The following is a 247-nucleotide window of genomic DNA, read 5'->3' on the forward strand; positions in this document are numbered from 1 at the left end:
TTGGCGATGGGTGACCGGGCCGAATTCGGTGCGCTCATCCAGCGGCGAGCCGATATTCAGTGCGCTCAAACGCTGGGCCAGGGCCTCCATGACTGGGTTGATTTGCGAGCGGTGGACGAAGAAGCGCTCGGCCGCCGCACAGATCTGCCCCGAGTGCAGGAACCCGGCCTCGATAATGCCGTTGACGGCGGTTTCCAGCGGCACATCGCGCAGGAACGCCGCCGCGTTTTTGCCACCCAGTTCCAGG

Annotated in this window: 1 protein-coding gene; it reads right to left on the reverse strand. The window is 64.8% G+C overall.

The window, feature by feature from the left end; genetic code table 11:
- Positions 1-247 (reverse strand): aldehyde dehydrogenase family protein (locus MTCD1_RS19935; RefSeq protein WP_143760218.1); only part of this gene is annotated, 247 nt, incomplete at both ends.

It is taken from the genome of Colwellia marinimaniae (genome assembly GCF_002207865.1).
In the GTDB taxonomy this organism is placed as follows: Bacteria; Pseudomonadota; Gammaproteobacteria; order Enterobacterales; family Alteromonadaceae; genus Colwellia; species Colwellia marinimaniae.